We start from the raw sequence: 16,322 nt of genomic DNA, 5'->3' as shown, positions 1-16,322 counted from the left end.
GCATGGCCGAATTCGACGCGTTGGGTGACACCTACGAGCGCTCCGCGGTGGAACTGCCCTTCCGCGAACACCTTGAGCACCACTCGATACGCCAGGCTGTCGGCGACGTCGCCGGTCTGCGTGTGCTCGACCTCGGCTGCGGCTCGGGCCTCTACACCCGTCGCCTCGCCGCCTGGGGCGCCACCCGGGTCCTCGGCATCGACGTCTCCGAGGGCATGCTCGACACCGCCCGCGCCCACCCGCGGACCCCGCCGCCGGTGAGCTACCGGCAGCACGACGCCACCCACCCCGGCCCGGACGGGGATCCCGAGCTGGCCGACCGGTTCGATCTGGTCTTCTCGGTCTACGTGCTCTGCTACGCCACGACTCACGACGAACTGGCCGGGTTCTTCACCACCGCCCACCGCGCACTCGCCCCCGGCGGCCGCCTGATCGCGATGACGCTCAACCCCGGCTACGGACGCGGCCGCGACTACTACGCCGGCTACGGCTTCACCCTCACCCAGCCCGAGGACCGCGAAGGCGCCCCCGTCACCCTGCACGCCCAGCTTCCCAGCGGAGACGCGTTCGACGTCACCGCCCGCTGGTGGTCGAGCCACGCCTACCAGCACGCGGCCACCACAGCCGGATTCGCCCACCTGTCGTGGACCCACCCCACCGTCTCCGCCGACGGCATCGAACGGCACGGCTCCGACTACTGGGCGGCCTACCTCGCCGCGCCCCAAGCTGTGATCCTGCACGCAGTGAAGAGTGACCCGGTCCGCCACGACTGAAACATAAAGTAACAAGAGAGTTACCTAAAGTGGTGTAGCTGTGGTGACGGGCTCCAAGCGAGCGTGGAAGGCGCGCGTCGCGGGCGTGCGGATCGTAGAGGCTTAATCACAGGACGGTTGTTCTACGGTCGCGTGAGGCGCCCCTGTTGTTCGACATCGAATTGTGTGTCAAAGACGATTCGGCTACCTGTGTTACCGGCGTTCGCCAGAGGTCACGCTGTGCTTTGTGGCGGTGCGCTAATAGGGTCAACATACCTCGGTTGATCTTCACCCGGGTTTCGGTTCGGTTCGGCGTGGGGATATGTAATGGCGGCCAGGACGCGGAAACAGTGGTCGACGGGAATTTCGACCTCGTGCTGGCCGTGCATTTGCTGCCCAAAAGCCGACGCCATCCGGCCAAAGTCCTATTTGGACGCGGCGCGCACGGTGATCGGCATCGCGACCGTGTAGCAGGAGGAGCGTGCAGTCACCGTGTTCACCCTCGATCCGCTTGACGAGAGGTACTTCCTGCCCGGCGCCGAGCACGTCACGATTGGCTTGAGCCCGTGGAACGGGCGATACAAGCCGCGTTACATCGAGGCCCTGACCACCTGGGCCCGCCAGGCCTTCGGCAAGGTCGACGTCTTCGTGCCGGGCTATCAGGCCGCGCACACGCTGGTCGCGGCCGGGTTCCCGGTCAGCGAGGCGGTGCGCCGCACCCGCCGCACGATCAACAAGCTACGCAACCCGGCCCTGCGCGCCTTGACCGCGGCAGGGGAACCTGAACCGGAGAAGCACGTCCTGACCTGGACCCAGCTGCACAGCCGGCCCGAGTACCAGCGCGGTCTGGCCCGGGTGCACGAGGCCTACGAACACAACCCCGCGGTACGGGGCGCCTGCCGGTCGACCGCCCGCGCCGCGATCGACCGGATGGACTCCGAGCCGGAGATCACCGACGAGCGGATCGACCTCGCGGTCGGCTACGCGCTGGCCGAGCTGCCCCTGGTCCTCGACGGGCCCGAGGTGTACCAGGTCGAGTCCACGATGTTCGTCTACCACAAGGAAATGGAGCTGCTGGACCCGTTCCTGCGCCCCGGTGCCCCGGTGCGGCCCGCACCGGGGCAGGGCTACGCCGTCGTCACCGACCGGGAGGAAAACGATCATGAACGCCGCCGAGCCGACCCTGCCGCTGCGGTACCCGTTCCCGCTCGGTGAACTCGGCGGCCTCCCGCCACTGATCCGCTGGGCGCAGAAGCACGCCCCGGTGTGCCCGGTCCGGCTGCCCTCCGGTGACCGCATCTGGATGCTCACCCGCCGCGATGACATCGCCAAGGTCTTCGCCGACGGCCGGTTCTCCCGCCACCTCGACGCGAACTCACCACGCGTGGCGGGCCAGGACATCACCACCGTGGAACGGGGCCTGTTCCACCTCGACCCGCCCGATCACACCCGCGTCAAACGCGTCGTGTCCCGGTTCTTCACCCGCCGCACCGTCACCGACTACCGCGACCACGTCACCACAGAGGCCACCCGGTTGCTCGAGGCCATGACCGAGGGCCCCAACCCGGCCGATCTGGTCGCCGCCTACGCACAACCCCTGCAGTTCCAGGTGATGCGGCAGGTCCTGGGCGTCCCCGAAGAGCTGTGGGCCGAGCACGAACGGATCTTCCGCTCGATGGCCTCCCTGACCTCCGGGCCCGACGAGGTCGCCGAGGAAACCGCGAACATCCGCCAGCTCGTCACCCGCATCCTCACCGTCCGCACCGCCTCGCCCCACCACGACGATCCGATCGGCGCGCTGATCGCCGCGAGGCAAGCAGGCGAGATCAGCGAGGACGAGATGATCGGCACGGTGTTCGTGCTGCTGTTCACCGGCACCGACGCGGTCATCGCCCCGACCGCCGAGGGCGCGCTGATCCTCATGGAACACCGCAACCAGCTCGACCGCTGCCTGGCCGACCCCGGACTCTGGCCGAAAGCAGCCGAAGAAGTCCTGCGCTACTACCACAACGGAGTCCTCGGCTTCCCCATCGTGGCCACCGAGGACGTGGAGCTGCACGACACCCTGATCAAAGCAGGCGACGGGGTCGCCGCCTCCATGCAGGCAGCCACCTGGGACACCAGCCACGTGCGGAACCCGGAAAAGTTCCGCATCGCCCGCAAGGAAACCGCCGAAGCCACCTTCGGCGCCGGACCGCACTACTGCCTCGGCTCCCAACTCGCCCGCATGTACATCTCCACCGCACTGCAAACCCTCTTCGAACACCTCCCCACCCTCTACCTCGCGATCAACGCCAAAGAAATCCCCTGGCGCAACGACATCACCTTCACCCGCCCAACCCAGATACCCGTCACCTGGTGAACACCGGTAAGACTGGTGCCGGAGGTGGGCTCGAGCCCGAGCTGTGCTCTCGTTTTGCTGATGCCGCATCGGCTGCTGGATGCGCAGTCCTTCCCCGCCGCGGTTCCGGTGTTTCGCGCATGGCGACGAACGAAGCCCGACGCCTACCTCACGCGGCAGGTGACCCCGCGCGGGCAATCGCTGCCCGTGGTCAACATGGACCGGCTCGGGCAGCTTTTACCGGGACGCCGAGCCGAGCGGCGACGTCGTGTTGTCGGGAACTGTTCCGGTACGACCTCGACCGTGGGCCGGAGCGGACATGAAGGTCGTGCAGCGCATACCGCGGCGGCACCCGTCGATCCCCGTGACCATGGACACCTACACCACCGTGCTGCCCGAGGTCGCGCTCGCCGCGGCTGAGCCCACCGCCAAGGTCATCCCACGGCCGGCGCCGCGACAGCTCGGGCACGTCTCCGACCATTGTGGACGATGAGAAAACGGAAGAACTGGTTCCAGAAACCGCAAAACCCCAGGTCATTGAAACCAATGACCTGGGGTTTGAGAGTGCGCCATCAGGGACTCGAACCCCGAACCCGCTGGTTAAGAGCCAGCTGCTCTGCCAATTGAGCTAATGGCGCGTGTTTTCCGCGTCGGTTTCCCTCGGCGATGGAGAAACAATAGCAGGCTTCCCGGGGGGCGTTCACCGGGGGGTGTCTTGCGGGGATCGCGCCCGCGCGCGGGGTGCCGTGAGGCACACTGTAGCCGGACACTGGGGAGTCTTCACACGAAACGGACGGTTCGGATGCGTGATCGGGGTAGCGCTGGGTCACTGACGGTAGCGGGGCGCGTCAAGGTGCTGGTTGTCGCGCTCGCCGCCGGGCTGGTGGCGGCGGCTTGCAGCAGCGGGGGTGCGACGCAGCCGGCTCAGCCAGGGCACGAGGGCCAGGCCCAGCCGCCCAGCAGTGCGCCGCCGAAGCCCGCGGTGCTCACGTTGGCGCCCGCACCGGGAGCGGTCGGGGTGCCGCCGGGTGAGCCGGTGTCGGTCACCGTGGCGGATGGCAAGGTCGACGCGGTCAAGGTCACCGGTGCTGACGGCACGCCGGTGGCGGGCAAGGCGAAGCCGGACGGTTCGGGGTGGGAGTCCGAGGAGCCGCTCGGCTACGGCAAGAGCTACACGGTCACGGCGTCCGCGACCGGGACCGACGGCGTGCCGAAGAACGCGACCTCGACGTTCACCACCGTCGGGAAGCCCGCGAAGCAGACCACGGTGTCGCTCAACGTCGAGGAGGGGGAGACCGTCGGCGTCGGGCTGCCGCTGATCTTCACCTTCGGCACGAAGATCGCCGACCGCGCGGCGGCGGAGAAAGCGCTGAAGATCACCACCGAGCCGAAGACCGAGGGCGCGTTCCGCTGGTTCGGGGACAGCTCGGTGATCTGGCGTCCGAAGGACTACTGGAAGCCGGGCACGAAGGTGTCGGTGCAGGCCGGGATCTACGGCCGCGACCTCGGCAAGGGGTTGTTCGGCAAGGAGGACCGCGCGGCGAACGTCACGATCGGCGACAAGCTGGTGGCGGTGGCCGACGGCGGCACCTTCCAGATGAAGGTGTCGGTGAACGACCAGGAGGCCCGCACCATGCCCATTTCGATGGGCAAGCGTTCGAGCGCCACTCCGGCAGGCACTTACACGGTGATGAGCGAGCACGTCGGGTACACAATGGACTCGAGCACGTACGGGGTCGCCACGGACAGCAAGGCCGGTTACCGCACGTTCGTGAAGTACGCGGTCCGCATGTCGAACAGCGGCATCTTCTACCACTCCGCGCCGTGGTCGGTCGGCTCGCAGGGCAAGCGCAACGTCAGCCACGGCTGCATCAACCTCTCGACGGACAACGCCAAGTGGCTCATGGACACCTCGAAGAAGGGTGACCTGATCACCGTCGCCAACAGCGGTGGCGCCGCGCTGCAGCCCACCGACGGCTGGAGCGTCTGGCAACTAAACTGGCCAGCCTGGACCGCTTCCTGACTTCCAGACCCAAGCCCACCTCTCGCGAAGCAGGCACCTCAACCCGCCGCCCCAGCGCCGGGAGTGCCGCCATTCGCTGGTCCAAGGCCAACGCGGGGCGCTCGTCAAGGTGACGAGCACGCACCGCGGGGGTCCGGACTCGGCCCCTGGGAGAAATGACGAAACCCCACCCCGCGGCGAAAGTCGAAGACTGAGCAGGGTGGGGCCGATGGGGTGAGTGACGGGACTTGAACCCGCGACTTCCTGGACCACAACCAGGTGCTCTACCAACTGAGCTACACCCACCATGCGAGTGACCCGGAGATCAGCTCGGCTGGCTAATCGTAGCGTGCCCGTTCAACGGGCTGCTATCGGGTTATGGATTCGGGGGTTTGAGCACGTCAGCGGCGACGGCCTTGGCCTGGTCGGTGCTGGGCCCTGGCGGCGCGACGAAGGCGGTGCGCCGGTAGTAGGCGAGTTCGCCGATGGACTCCTTGATGTCCGCGAGCGCCCGGTGCGCGAGGCCCTTTTCGGGCTTGGCGTAGTAGATGCGCGGGTACCAGCGCCGGATGAGCTCCTTGACGGACGAGACGTCGACCATGCGGTAGTGCAGGTGGGCGTCGAGCGCGGGCATGTCGCGCGTGATGAAGCCGCGGTCGGTGGCGATCGAGTTGCCCGCGAGCGGTGCGGTGTTCGGCTCGGGGATGTGTTCGCGCACGTAGGCGAGGACCTGCTCCTCGGCCTCGGCGAGGGTGACGGTGGAGCGCCGTACCTCTTCGGTGAGCCCGGATTTGGCGTGCATCTCGCGGACGATGTCGGGCATGCTGGCGAGTTTTTCGTCGTCGGCGTGGATGACGAGGTCGAGGCCGGCACCGAGGATGTTCAGCTCGGCGTCGGTTACCAGCACGGCGATTTCGATCAGCGCGTCTTTGGCGAGGTCGAGCCCCGTCATCTCGCAGTCGATCCAGACTAGGCGGTCGGTCACCGGCAAACCCTAACCCGACACGGCGAGTGAAGGCGGGCAACCTGCGGAATTGTCACTTACGCTTCGCGGCGGCGGGTGTCCTTCGAGTGAGCGGAGCGTGCAGTGGCTGAAGGGTCTCCGGCGGCGGAAATCGCGGCCGGCTATGTCAGTGAAGGTGCGGCGGTCGAGCTGGGTGCCGTGGTGATCGACGGTGTCGCGGACGCGAGTGCCGCGGTGCGCCTGCCGTTGGCGACGCTGAACCGGCACGGCCTGGTGGCGGGCGCGACGGGCACCGGGAAGACGAAGACGCTGCAGCTGATCTCGGAGCAGTTGTCGGCGGCGGGCGTGCCGGTGGTGCTGGCCGACGTGAAGGGTGACCTTTCGGGACTGGCGGCCGCGGGGGAGGCGGGCGACAAGCTGGCCAAGCGCGCCGAGGAACTCGGGGACGACTGGCAGCCGTCGGCGTTCCCGGCGCAGTTCCTCTCACTCGGCACCGGCGGCAAGGGCGTGCCGATCAGGGCGACGATCACGAGTTTCGGGCCGGTGCTGTTGTCGAAGGTGCTGGGGCTGAACGAAACGCAGGAGTCGACGCTCGGCCTGATCTTCCACTGGGCCGACCAGCGCGGGCTGGCGCTGCTGGACACGAAGGACCTCCGCTCGGTCATCACCCACCTGACCAGCGACGAGGGCAAGGCCGACCTGAAGGGGATCGGTGGCGTCTCGGCGGCGACCGCGGGCGTGATCCTCCGCGCGCTGTCCAATTTGGAGGCTCAGGGTGGCGAGGACTTCTTCGGTGAGCCCGAGCTCGACGTCGCGGACCTGATGCGCGAGGTCGACGGCAAGGGCGTGGTCAGCCTGCTGGAGCTGGACAACCTGCAGTCGAAGCCCGCGTTGTTCTCGACGTTCCTGATGTGGCTGCTGGCGGAGCTGTTCGAGGAGCTGCCGGAGGCGGGCGACCTCGACAAGCCGAAGCTGGTGTTCTTCTTCGATGAGGCGCACCTGCTGTTCAGCGACGCCTCGAAGGCGTTCCTGGAGCGGATCGAGCAGACGGTGAAGCTGATCCGGTCGAAGGGCGTCGGGGTGTTCTTCTGCACGCAACTGCCGACCGACGTGCCGAACAGCGTGCTTTCGCAGCTCGGCGCGCGCGTGCAGCACGCGATCCGCGCGTTCACGCCGGAGGACCAGAAGGCGCTGGCGAAGACCGTCAAGACGTATCCGACGACGAAGCACTACGAGCTGGACCAGGCCCTGACTTCGCTGGGGATCGGCGAGGCGATCGTGACGGTGCTTTCGGAGCGGGGTGCGCCGACGCCGGTGGCGTGGACGAGGCTCCGCGCGCCGCGGTCGAAGATGGGGTCGATCGGGGACGACGCCGTGGTCGCCTCGGCGCAGTCGTCGGAGCTGAACGGGAAGTACGCCGAGACGATCGACCGCGAGTCGGCGTACGAGAAGCTGGCGGCGAAGGTGAACGCGGGCCAGGCGCCGCCGCCTGAAGAAACAGCGGCGCCGCAGCCGAAGCAGGAGGCCGACGGGCCGGGGTTCGTCGAGCAGGCGATGAAGAACCCGGCGCTGAAGTCGTTCATGCGGTCCGCGGCGAGCGCGCTGGGCCGGGAGGTCACCAGGGGCCTGTTCGGCAACCGGCGGCGGTGACCGCCGCGCTCAGCCGGTGATCCGGTCCGCGATGGCCTTCGCGTCGTTGACCGGGATCGCGAACCCGATGCCGATGTTGCCCGCGTCCTCGCTCCGCGCGGGGTTGTAGAGCGCCGAGTTGATGCCGATCACCTGGCCGGCCGTGGTGACGAGCGCGCCGCCGGAGTTGCCGTGGTTGATCGCCGCATCGGTCTGGATCGCGGTGTAGCTCGGCGCGGCGCTCGATTCGTCGCTCGTCTGGCGGGCCCGCGGATCGGTTTGCCGCTGGGCGAAATCCGAGAGCCTGCGGTTCGTCGCGCTGACGATGCCCTCGGTGACGGTGTTCTGCAGCCCGCCGGGCGAGCCGATCGCGAGCACCTCCTGGCCGACCTTCACCGTGCTCGAATCGCCGAGCCGCGCGGCGGTCAGCCCGCTCGCGCCCTGTGCCTGGAGCACCGCGATATCGGCCTTCGCGTCGGAGCCGAGCACGGTCGCCTGGTACTGCTTCCCGTCCGAGAGCGTGACCGTCACCGGGCCCTCGGCACCAGCGACGACGTGCGCGTTCGTGATGATCCTGCCGTCGGCGCTGATGATCACCCCGGAACCGAGCAGTTCGCCCTGGCTGGTCCGGGTGGTCACCTGGACGACGCTCGGGAGCACCTTCGCCGCGGCGCTCGTGGCGTCCGTGCTCTGCGCGGCGGTGGGTTGCGCGCTGACGCTCGTCGTCGCGCTCGCACTGCTGTCCAGCCCGGCGACGGCCGCGCCCGTGACGCCGCCGACGAGCGCGGCGGCGAGCGTGGTGGAGCCGATGATCAGCGCGAGCCTGCTGCCCTTCTTCTTCGGCGGCGGGGGCTGGAAGAGCGGGTTCGAGTAGGGATAGGGCTGCTGGTGCGGCTGGTACCCACCGGCGGGGCCCTGCCGGAACTCGTTCTCGGTCATGACTCCACGGTCGTGCCCGCGCTTGTGAACAGGCTGTGGATATCCCCGCGAAAACGCTGAGAAGAATCTACTGAGAGCCCGCCGAGAAGAACGACGGCACGTCGATGGCACCACCCGCGGCCTCGAACTCCGCGTGCACCGCGACCCGCAGTTCGGCGTCGGCGAGGTAGTCGGCGGCGGTGCGGCCGATCCCCATCGCGCCGTCCACCACCGCGAGGTCACCGTCGGCCGACCCGGCCGCGGCGGCGAACTCCTTGGTGTGCAGGGCAACGGTATCCGCGGAGACCTTGATCATCGGGTGCATCGCGGGCATCCGGTAGGACAGGTTCCCCAGGTCGGTCGACCCGGTGAGGAACTCCGGCACGATGCCGGGCGGCAGCGCCGTCCGGCCCCGCGCGGCCTGGCTTTCCGCCCAGCGCGCGGCGAGCGCGGTGTTGAACCGGATCGGCAGGTACGCGGGCAGCCCGTCCCAGGTCAGCTCCACGCCGCAGCCGTGCATCGCGGCCGCGCCCTCGGCGATCCTGGTCATCCGCTCGGCGAGGTCGCGCAACGTGTCCGGATGCGCCGAGCGCACGTAGAACAGCAGCGCGGCGCGCTCCGGGATCACGTTCGGCCTCGCTCCGCCGTCGGTGAACACGCCGTGCACCCGATCGCTGGAGGGCAGTTGCTGCCGGAGCGCGGCCACGCCCTGGTAGGCGGCGACGGCGGCGTCGAGCGCGTTGCGGCCCATGAACGGCTGAGCCGCCGCGTGCGCGCCGACACCGTGGAAGACCATTTCGAGCTGGCGCCGCCCGAGGAACGGGTGCATCGCGACGTCGTGGCTGAACGGGTGGAGCATGAGCACCACGTCGACGTCGTCGAACACGCCCGCCCGTGCGAGGGTTTCCTTACCGCCACCGCCTTCCTCGGCCGGGGTGCCGATCAGCGAGACCCGGCCGCCGAGGCGTTCGGCGACCGCGGCCGCGCCGAGGAACCCGCCCGCGGCGGTGGTGCAGATGATGTTGTGGCCGCAGCCGTGCCCGATCCCCGGCAGCGCGTCGTACTCGGCCAGGATCCCGACGTGCGGGCCGCCGTTGTCCGGCGTGCCCGCCACCAGCGCGGTGTCGAGACCGCCGATGCCGACTTCGGCCTGCTGCCCGTGCGCGCGCAGCAGTTCGGCCAGCGCGTTCACCGAACGGTGCTCGGCGAACCCTTCCTCGGGATGCGCGTGCAGGTCACGGCTGAGCGCGACGAGTGCCGCCGCGCATTCGTCGACGGTGGCGGAGACCTGCTGGGCCGTCTCGGCGTCCGCCCCGGCGTGCGGTGAGGTGAGCGGTTCGGCGGCGGCGACCGCGGCCGCCGTCGACTCGGTGAGCGCGCGGAGGTACGAGTCGTCCGGCGTGGTGGGTTCGGAGGTCACCGCCGCATCGTAGGCACCGGCACCGTCATTCGCGTATCGCCTTCGGAAGTGGCGGCCACGCAATGGTGTCGTCGACGGCGAGGCGGCGGGCCAGATCCGCCCACCCCCCCGGCCGCACGGTGTCCGCGCGGGCGTCCGGGTCGAGGCCCGCGGCCCGCAGCACGCGATGGGGATTGCGGTAGGGCAGCACCCGCCCCGCCGACTGGCGCAGCGGTGCCGACGGCGCCCGGTACGAGGCGTCCAGGAGTGTCCACAGTGCACGGTCGAAGCGCCTGCCGCCGGTCGCGGCGCGTTCGACCACCAGGTGCGCGGAGTCGACGCGCGGCGCGGGGGAGAAGCACCTGGCCGGTACCCGGTTCCGCAGCCGGATGGTGAACCTCGCTGCCCACCACGCCAGTTCGGCGGTGCGCGGGACGGCCGCGCTGACCCGTTTCGCGAACCCCCATTCGACCACCAGCGCGGCCCGGTCGAGCGCGGTGCGGTGCGGGGTGAGCAGGCGGCGAAGCACCGTCGTGGAGATCGCGTACGGAATGCTCGCGATCACCGAAAAGCGTTGCGCGGGAAGGGGAAACGTGCGGATGTCCGCGGTGACGACGCGGAGCCGCGCGGCGCCGTCGGTCCTGGCGCGCAGGCGGCGGACGAACTCGGGATCGCGTTCCACCGCGATCACCTCGGCGCCCGTTCTGGTCAACGGGACCGTGATGGCGCCTTGGCCCGCGCCCAGTTCGAGCACGAGGTCGCCGTCACCGACGGGACAGGATTCGATGAGGCCGTCGACGATGCGGCGGTCGGCGAGGAAGTGCACGCCGGAGGGATTGCGGCGGGACCCTTTCGAGGGCATGGGAAAGCTCCACGTCATGAGGAGGAAAGGAGAAGACTCATGACGCAGCGGCGCACATGCCGTGGAAGGGAGCGCCTACCGGTGAAGAGACCGGAGGCGGGTGACTACGCCGGTGCTAACCAGGCGAAGGGTGCGAGGTGGCCGCTGCGTTCAGGCGCGACCGGTGCGAAACCGGGCGAACACCGTGCAGCGGAAGCACAAAGTTCCCATGCCGCGAAGCTAGCAGTCGTGGCAATCGCTTTTCCCGATCCGGTTTTGTCGGTGCCCCGCGCTAGCGTCGCCGAGTCAGGAGTTCGCGAGCAGCGAGGGGGAGCATTCCCGTGCACACCAACACCGTCTTGGCCGAGATCGTGCGCACCGAGGTGCCGGTCGCCGGGTCGTTCGACCACTCCGCTTCCGTGCGGTTCCTCGAGGATTCACGCCCGCCGCGCGTGCGGACGCGGCCGACGAGGGTGGCGCGCTACCGGGGGTGCTCCGCGAGCCGAGCGCGGTGGACGCGCTGGAGAAGCCGTGCGAGCTGCCGGGGGATCGGGCCGTTCTCGGCGCAGCTGATCCTGGTGCGCGGGGCGGGCCATCCGGACGTGTTCCCCCGTGACGAGCGCAGGCTCGCCGACGAGATGCGCCACCGGTACGGCGTTCCGGCGGCCACGGTCGGCCTCGGGGAAGGAAGGGGAAGCACAGGGCCAAACACGCGGTAGACCCGTCGTGTGGTGAGGTGGCGGGGTGGAGCTGCCGAACACCGATGGACTGTCCGGGCTGTTCACCGCGCAACCCGATCCGGCGGGGCCGGTACCGCTGATCACCGGCGGTGTCGCGCTGCTGCTGGTGCTGTCCGGGTCGCCGTGGCGGCTGGCGCGCAACGGGATCACCATCGTGCACGAGGCCGGGCACGCGCTGGTGGCGCTGCTGGCCGGGCGGCGGCTGCAGGGCATCCGGCTGCACTCGGACACCTCGGGGGTCACGGTCTCGCGGGGCAGGCCGAGCGGGCCGGGCATGGTGCTCACCTCGTTGGCGGGCTACCCGGCTCCGGCGCTGCTCGGGCTCGCGTTCGCCGGGCTGCTGGCCGCGAACCGGACCAGCGCGCTGCTGGTGATCGCGGCGGTGCTGCTGCTCGGGGTGCTGGTGATGGTCCGCAACGCCTACGGCGTGCTGTCGGTGCTGGTCGCGGCCGGTCTGCTGGCCCTGATCGGGCTGGTGGCCCCGCCCGGCCTGCAGTCGTGGCTGGTCTACCTGCTGACCTGGTTCTTCCTGTTCGGCGGTGTGCGGCCGGTGTTCGAGCTGCAGGTCAAGCGCCGCCAGGGCGCCGCGCGCGACTCGGACGCCGACCAGCTGGCCCGGCTCACCGGCGTGCCCGCGCTGCTGTGGGTGTCGATCCTGTTCCTGCTCGTCGCCGGCTGCCTGGTGCTCGGCGGGCTGCTGCTCGTCGAGCCCGCGGTCAAGTAGCTCCTGCGCGGTGCGGCACACTGGTGACCTGGTGTTCCGCGCTGACGAAGGGTGAGATGGTGGCCGACGAGGTGGCGAAGGCGGTCGAGGAGTGCGCTCGCGCGGCGAAGGCGGCCGCGCCATCGCTGGCGGCAGCGCCCGAGGAGCGGATCGACTCCGCGCTGCTCGCCATGGCGAACCGGCTGCTCGACGGGCGCGCCGCGGTACTCGAAGCGAACGAAGCGGATGTCGCGAAGGCGCGCGCGGAGGGGATGAGCGCCGGTCTGCTGGACCGGCTGACCATCACCGAGGAGCGCCTCACCGGCATGGCGGATCAACTGCGGCTGCTCGCCGGCGCGCCGCACCAGGAGCGCAGCGTCCCGGTGTCCACTTTGGACGACGGGCTGCGCCTGGTCGAGCGGCGGCGCCCGGTCGGCGTGATCGGGGCGAACTACGAGGCGCGGCCCAATGTCACCGTGGATGTCGCCTCCCAGCTCGTGAAATCGCGCAACGGTGGCGTGCTGCGCACCGGTTCGGCCGCGCTCGGCTCCGCGCAGCGCCTGCTCGAAGTGGTGATCGCGCCCGCGCTCGCCGAAGCCGGGATCGAGCCCGACGTCGTGCAGCTCGTGCCCCGCGTGGAGCGCGAGGCCGCCGCCGCGCTGGTGAGCCTGCCGGAGCTGGTGCCGCTGGTGATCCTGCGCGGCAGCGGTGACAGCACGCGTTCGCTCGCCCTGGCGGCCGCACGGCACGGGGTGCGCACGCTCGCCCACGCCGACGGCGGTGGCGTGCTCTACATCGACGAGGGCGCGGACTCCGAGAAGGTCGGCGCGCTGGTGTCGGCGAGCCTGGACCGGCTCGGCGTGTGCAACCGCCTGAACCTGCTGCTGGTGCACTCGGCCGTGCACGACACCCTGTGGCCGGTGATCGCCGAGGCGCTCGACGGCCGCGGCGTGACCCCGTCCCTCGCGCCCCACGAGCACCCCATCGGCTACGAATGGGCGCTGGACTCCGAGCGCGAAGCCACTGTCACCGTCGCCGTCGTCGACGGCCTGCCCGAGGCCGTCCGGATCGCGAACGAACAGACCTCCGGGCTCGCCGCCGGGATCGCGACCGAGGACGAGACCGCGGCCGAAGCCTTCCTCGACGGCTACACCGGCACCGGCGTCTTCTGGAACGCGCCGACGCGCCTGCTAGACGGCTTCAAGCTGCTCGCCGTGCCGGAGACCGGGATCAACCTCGATCGCGTCCCCGGCCCGCGCGGCCCGGTGACCTACACCGATCTCTACGTGCGCCAGTACGCGGTGGTGCCGGACAGGCGTTGACCTGCAGGGGAGCCGATCGGGACTAGATGGAACGTCAGGGTGTTCCTGCGGACACTCTTGCGGGTCAACCGAACTCTGTGTCGCACGGCTTGGTGTGCAGCCGTCCGTGCTAGGGCTTGCTGGGGCTGCCGCGGCGGTGCGCTTCGACGGTGAGGTGGCAGCCGGTATCGACCCGTACTGAGGTGTTTTTGCCGGTGCCGAAGTTCAGCAGCGCGCCGTCGGATTTGCGGTAGACCACGTCGTGGTTGCTGGGGGCGTCCTTGAAGACCTTGGGGGCGGGGTTGAAGCCGTAGGTCGCGGCGATCTGCCCGACGAGTTCCTGCGCGCGCGGCCACTGCGCGTCGGGCAGATTCCCCGGCGAGTCCCATCGGGGCAGGCGGCGTATCTCGCCGTCGGCGTCGAGCCCGGGGTAGCCGTTGCCGCATCCGGAGCCGCTCAGGTCATCGCCTTGTTTCCAGGCTCGGCCGAGCTCAGCGGTGAGCCTTTCGCGGATGGTGGTGAGCATGGTGGTGTAGATCTCCTGGGCTTGTTCGATGTCGGGTCGTTGCATGAGCTCGCGGTAGGCGTCGGACACGCTGGGTCCTTCCCCGCCGCACCCGGCCAGCAACCCCGCCACGGCGAAGGCGCCAGCAAGGGCGACGATTGGTGAGGGTGCTCGGCGAGTGTGGTGTGGGGGCATGGTGGGTTTCTACTTCAGTCCGGGTGTGTACGGGAGTTCGGTGGATGTGGTGTCGAAGTCGCGCTGGTCTGGGATGCCGGCGACGACGGCGGAGATGTTGTGCTGGCTGGTGGTGCCCGGCCGCAGGTACTCCTTCACGCTGGAATGCCCGGTCGAGCTGTCCAGTTCCTGTCCGTCGGACCGTACGACGTGCTCGGTGGACAGCCGCCGCATGCCCTCGATGGTCTCGGGAGGCCCGCCGAACACACCCGCCTTTGCGACCGGATCATCGTGGTTCTTGAGCACGTAGGACTGGCCGGGTGGGACGTGCAGGTCGCCGAGGTTGTGTGTGTCGATTCCGGGGGACCCGGCGAAGATCGCCGCGTCGACATCGGCGTGGCGCAACGCGAGCCCGGTGGTGGTGGAACCGTAGGAATGCCCGATCGCGATCTGCCGCGCCGGGTCGTCGCCCCGGGCGGCGTCCAGACCCTGCAAGAACGGCGTCAGTTTTCCCGCACCGGCCTCAGCCTTGCCCGTTGTCACCACATCAGCGGATTGAGGGGCGTCGTAGCCCATCCACGTCACAGCTGCGGACTCTTCTTCTTTCCCCGATCGCCACGCCATTTCGCTGGCGTCCCTGCGGATCCGGTCCATCTGGTCGTCGTAATCGTTGAGATCGCCTTGCACGGTCGAGCCGAAACCGCCGGTGAATGTGGCGATGTTGCGGGCGGTGTCGACGTTCCCGGACGCGACCGCGGCCTTGACGTGGTCGCCGCTGCCGTCGAGCACGAGCAGCTGACGGCCACCGGGTTTGTCGATCACCTCCTTGACTTTGCCCAGCTCGGCCAGCTTGCCGTCGATCTTGTCGCGCTGGTCCTCCAACTCGTGGTACTCGTCCATTTGCCGTGGATCGGACTCCTTCATGCCGTCCAGCCGGTGTTGAAGGTCATCGCGCTGACGCCGCAGATCCGCTTGTTGGCGACCCAGCACGGCCCGGTTCGCGGTGTCCCGATCGGCGCCTGGCAGGCCGTCCAGGGCTCCGACCCTCTCCGGATTTCCCTGGATGTAGAACGACTTTCCCGCGCCCGACAGGGTGGCCCACCATGCCGCGTTCTGGGCGGGGGTGCCGTTCGCGGGCGGGTCGGGCAGGGTAAGGCCGATCTCCTGAAGTCCTTGCGCGGCGGCCGAGGCGACGGTTCCTTGGTGGAAGTCGATGGCCTCGGCGGCGGTGGCACGGAAGAACAGGGAGTCCAGGTCGTTGTCGATGTCCTCGGCGGTGCGGATGACCTGCTGGAGGTCGGCGACAACTTGATCATGTGCTCGGGCACGGTCTTCGGGGTGCATCTCCGGCGGGGGGTCCTGACCGGCGAAGGTGTCGGTGAGGTTGCCGTCGTCGCCGACGGTGAAGCCGTACTTGCGGCCCAGCTCTTCTGCTGACTCGATCGCGTCCTTCAGCGGCGGGATCGCATCGGATGCCTGCGCCAACCCCTTGCCGACACCGGTGACAGCCACGGTCAGTGACTCCAGCACGGTCATGAGTTGCTTGTGCGTGCCATGGGCGGCGTCGGCGGCGGGGCCGGACCAGGAGGCCATGGGCATGAGCCGGTTGTAGTCGTCACCGGAATGGATCAGCACCTGGCTGCGCTGCCGGATGAGGTCGGCGACCTCGTGCAGCACTTCGGGCTTCCACTGTTTGATGTCGGCGATGGTGACCATCAGGCCGGACCGCCCGGCGCGTCGCCACCCGGGATCGCCCCGGCCGCGGCGTGATCACCGGCGACGTAGGCGTCCGCGGCGGTCGCGAACGCGGACGCGTGTTGTTCGGCCCCGTCGCAGAACTGGGTGTAGGTCTGACTCCAGCTGTCGGAGAACGTGGTGGCGTTGCTCGTGCACTTCGCCCCCGGTAAGGCAGTTGCGATCTTGGCGACCGGCTTGCCGCAGTCTGCCCCGCGTAGCGCGCCGACCGCCGCGTGGCCATCCTTCGCCGCCGTTCTCAACGCTTCCGGCGCGGTGATGAAACCCATTCAAGCCCTCCCCGGCTCGTAACAGTGGG

General features: G+C 69.3%; 16 protein-coding genes and 2 tRNA genes. 9 read left to right on the top strand and 9 right to left on the bottom strand.

Annotated features, from left to right (window positions below):
* Positions 1-2 precede the first annotated feature (2 nt).
* The 4 genes from ABD256_RS38830 (at position 3) to ABD256_RS38815 (ending at position 3,586) form a co-directional block, all read left to right on the top strand.
* The gene (locus tag ABD256_RS38830; protein ID WP_344430439.1) at positions 3-773 is read left to right on the top strand and encodes a class I SAM-dependent methyltransferase; all 771 of its coding nucleotides are present in this window, start codon (positions 3-5) and stop codon (positions 771-773) included.
* Positions 774-1,244: 471 nt separating this feature from the next.
* Complete coding sequence (locus tag ABD256_RS38825; RefSeq protein WP_344430438.1) at positions 1,245-1,967, top strand: tRNA-dependent cyclodipeptide synthase; 723 nt, start codon at positions 1,245-1,247, stop codon at positions 1,965-1,967.
* Positions 1,915-3,114, top strand: coding sequence for a cytochrome P450 (locus ABD256_RS38820; protein ID WP_344430436.1), 1,200 nt, complete (start codon positions 1,915-1,917; stop codon positions 3,112-3,114). The genes ABD256_RS38825 and ABD256_RS38820 overlap by 53 nt, the downstream gene beginning before the upstream one ends.
* A gap of 298 nt (positions 3,115-3,412) precedes the next feature.
* Positions 3,413-3,586 carry a hypothetical protein gene (locus ABD256_RS38815; RefSeq protein ID WP_344430434.1) on the top strand — a complete coding sequence of 58 codons (174 nt, stop codon included), beginning with the start codon at positions 3,413-3,415 and terminating at the stop codon, positions 3,584-3,586.
* 72 nt (positions 3,587-3,658) lie between these two features.
* Here ABD256_RS38815 and ABD256_RS38810 read toward each other — a convergent pair.
* Positions 3,659-3,731, bottom strand: a tRNA-Lys gene (locus ABD256_RS38810).
* 164 nt (positions 3,732-3,895) lie between these two features.
* Between ABD256_RS38810 and ABD256_RS38805 the strand changes: the two genes are divergently transcribed.
* The gene (locus ABD256_RS38805) at positions 3,896-5,116 is read left to right on the top strand and encodes a L,D-transpeptidase (RefSeq protein ID WP_344430432.1); all 1,221 of its coding nucleotides are present in this window, start codon (positions 3,896-3,898) and stop codon (positions 5,114-5,116) included.
* Positions 5,117-5,325: 209 nt separating this feature from the next.
* On the opposite strand, the gene ABD256_RS38800 is transcribed toward ABD256_RS38805, so the two are convergent.
* Positions 5,326-5,401: transfer RNA gene (locus ABD256_RS38800), tRNA-His, on the bottom strand.
* A 70-nt stretch (positions 5,402-5,471) separates the two neighbouring features.
* Positions 5,472-6,080, bottom strand: coding sequence for an oligoribonuclease (gene orn, locus ABD256_RS38795; protein ID WP_344430431.1), 609 nt, complete (start codon positions 6,078-6,080; stop codon positions 5,472-5,474).
* Between the two features lie 102 nt (positions 6,081-6,182).
* On the opposite strand from orn, the gene ABD256_RS38790 reads away from it, so the two are divergent.
* Positions 6,183-7,709 carry a helicase HerA-like domain-containing protein gene (locus tag ABD256_RS38790; protein WP_344430430.1) on the top strand — a complete coding sequence of 509 codons (1,527 nt, stop codon included), beginning with the start codon at positions 6,183-6,185 and terminating at the stop codon, positions 7,707-7,709.
* 9 nt (positions 7,710-7,718) lie between these two features.
* Here ABD256_RS38790 and ABD256_RS38785 read toward each other — a convergent pair whose 3' ends face one another.
* The 3 genes from ABD256_RS38785 to ABD256_RS38775 all read right to left on the bottom strand — a co-directional run bounded on the left by ABD256_RS38785 (position 7,719) and on the right by ABD256_RS38775 (position 10,867).
* The gene (locus ABD256_RS38785; protein WP_344430428.1) at positions 7,719-8,627 is read right to left on the bottom strand and encodes a S1C family serine protease; all 909 of its coding nucleotides are present in this window, start codon (positions 8,625-8,627) and stop codon (positions 7,719-7,721) included.
* Positions 8,628-8,694: 67 nt separating this feature from the next.
* Positions 8,695-10,026, bottom strand: a complete 1,332-nt coding sequence (locus ABD256_RS38780; protein WP_344430427.1) for an amidohydrolase — start codon at positions 10,024-10,026, stop codon at positions 8,695-8,697.
* A gap of 25 nt (positions 10,027-10,051) precedes the next feature.
* Positions 10,052-10,867, bottom strand: a complete 816-nt coding sequence (locus ABD256_RS38775; protein ID WP_344430425.1) for a ribosomal RNA small subunit methyltransferase A — start codon at positions 10,865-10,867, stop codon at positions 10,052-10,054.
* 320 nt (positions 10,868-11,187) lie between these two features.
* Between ABD256_RS38775 and ABD256_RS44565 the strand changes: the two genes are divergently transcribed.
* Genes ABD256_RS44565 through ABD256_RS38760 form a run of 3 tightly spaced genes read left to right on the top strand, consistent with a single transcriptional unit; the run spans position 11,188 to position 13,611 of the window.
* Positions 11,188-11,565, top strand: a complete 378-nt coding sequence (locus ABD256_RS44565; protein WP_425546595.1) for a hypothetical protein — start codon at positions 11,188-11,190, stop codon at positions 11,563-11,565.
* A 25-nt stretch (positions 11,566-11,590) separates the two neighbouring features.
* On the top strand, positions 11,591-12,310 hold the full coding sequence (locus ABD256_RS38765; RefSeq protein WP_425546594.1) for a M50 family metallopeptidase: 720 nt from the start codon (positions 11,591-11,593) through the stop codon (positions 12,308-12,310).
* A gap of 56 nt (positions 12,311-12,366) precedes the next feature.
* The gene (locus tag ABD256_RS38760) at positions 12,367-13,611 is read left to right on the top strand and encodes an aldehyde dehydrogenase family protein (protein ID WP_344430467.1); all 1,245 of its coding nucleotides are present in this window, start codon (positions 12,367-12,369) and stop codon (positions 13,609-13,611) included.
* A 109-nt stretch (positions 13,612-13,720) separates the two neighbouring features.
* Here ABD256_RS38760 and ABD256_RS38755 read toward each other — a convergent pair whose 3' ends face one another.
* The 3 genes from ABD256_RS38755 to ABD256_RS38745 form a co-directional block, all read right to left on the bottom strand.
* Positions 13,721-14,185: an LppA family lipoprotein gene (locus ABD256_RS38755; RefSeq protein ID WP_344430422.1), complete on the bottom strand. Its 465-nt coding sequence runs from the start codon at positions 14,183-14,185 to the stop codon at positions 13,721-13,723.
* A 114-nt stretch (positions 14,186-14,299) separates the two neighbouring features.
* Positions 14,300-15,985 carry an alpha/beta hydrolase gene (locus ABD256_RS38750; RefSeq protein WP_344430420.1) on the bottom strand — a complete coding sequence of 562 codons (1,686 nt, stop codon included), beginning with the start codon at positions 15,983-15,985 and terminating at the stop codon, positions 14,300-14,302.
* Entirely contained in the window at positions 15,985-16,293 is a 309-nt protein-coding gene (locus tag ABD256_RS38745; RefSeq protein WP_344430418.1) for a hypothetical protein, read from the bottom strand. The genes ABD256_RS38750 and ABD256_RS38745 overlap by 1 nt, the downstream gene beginning before the upstream one ends.
* Positions 16,294-16,322: the final 29 nt, after the last annotated feature.

Source organism: Amycolatopsis minnesotensis, from assembly GCF_039529815.1.
In the GTDB taxonomy this organism is placed as follows: domain Bacteria; phylum Actinomycetota; class Actinomycetes; order Mycobacteriales; family Pseudonocardiaceae; genus Amycolatopsis; species Amycolatopsis minnesotensis.
This window is presented reverse-complemented; position numbering and strand designations above follow the sequence as displayed.